Origin of the sequence: Arthrobacter wenxiniae (assembly GCF_013376105.1) — a bacterium.
Lineage (GTDB): Bacteria > Actinomycetota > Actinomycetes > Actinomycetales > Micrococcaceae > Specibacter > Specibacter wenxiniae.
In genome coordinates this window covers 1-1121 of the sequence record NZ_JAAMFM010000070.1, presented here as the reverse complement: position 1 = coordinate 1121, position 1121 = coordinate 1, and the positions used below count along the sequence as shown (strand labels likewise).

Annotated in this window: 1 protein-coding gene; it reads left to right on the top strand. The window is 67.4% G+C overall.

Annotation, left to right across the window (positions count from 1 at the left end; genetic code table 11):
• Positions 1 to 174: 174 nt before the first annotated feature.
• Positions 175 to 1121, top strand: a 947-nt coding sequence (locus G6034_RS19380; RefSeq protein ID WP_176636737.1) for a polysaccharide pyruvyl transferase family protein, incomplete at its 3' end; no start/stop codon positions are given.

Genomic DNA, 1121 nt, shown 5'->3' with positions numbered 1-1121 from the left:
GGTCCCATATACCTCATCGCCCCCGCGGGGCATCCCAATTTCGGTGACGAATTTATTGCCGCGGGATGGTTGCGCCACTTGGCGCGCGCCGAGCCCGCGACCGAAGTCTACTTGGACTGCCCCCAACCGGGCACGGCGCAGCTACTTTTTTCCGGCCTGCACCCGAAACTGCGCGTGACAAACACCCTGTGGCGGGCCGTTGCCGGCTCGAACCACCTTGAGCCGGAGGAGATGGGGCCCCGAGTGGCGCAGCTGGTCCGCGGACTGGGGTCGCCACAGTATGACCTGGGCCTGCTGAAACTGCGGGAAGCGCGCTCCCTCCACCTTGTGGGCGGCGGACACATCAACTCCATGTGGCCCCAGCACTTCGGGCTGGTCCGCGGATTGCAGGCGGTCCATGAACTGACGGGCGCCAGCCTGTTCGCCACCGGCCTGGGGCTCATGCCTGCCGATCCGCCCATGCCCGTCAACACCGAGGACCTGTTCCATGGCTTTGTCCACGCCAGCGCCCGCGATTCTGAAAGCGCGCGTACATTTGGCCTGACCGCCGGCCTCGATGACGCCTTCCTTGGGGCTCCTGACGAAATTGGGCGCAATTCACGGGCAGCCAACAGCCTGTGCGTCTGCATCCAAAGTGACACGGCCGACGGCGGCCACCTGGCCAAGGCGGTTGGTTACGCGCGCGGGCGGATCAAGGCAGCGCTGGATTCCGGGCGCGACGTGCACTACTTTGAGGCAATCCCGGGCCCGGACCGCGAAGCCTACGAGATGCTGGCCGACCTGATCCCGGAACGGAACTTTGTGCCCTTCGTGGAAACCTGGAAGCACGGCCTGCCGGTGGCCCCCGGGCAGGAGTGGCTGACCACGCGGTTCCACTTCCACCTCCTGGCCGCCGCGGCAGGGGCCCGGGGCACATCGTTGGAGGCCAAGAGCGGCTACTACGACATCAAGCACAAGTCCCTCCGCGACGCAGGCTCCGGCTGGAGCCACGTGGTCGACGGTCAGGAATCGGTCCCGGCGGCCGCCAACACGCTGGCGCTCAACCTCGCCGCGCTGGCCGGCCGGAAGGCCAGTGAGGCCGAGAAACTGTACCCGGGCGGCGCGCGCAAGCCCGTCGAGGA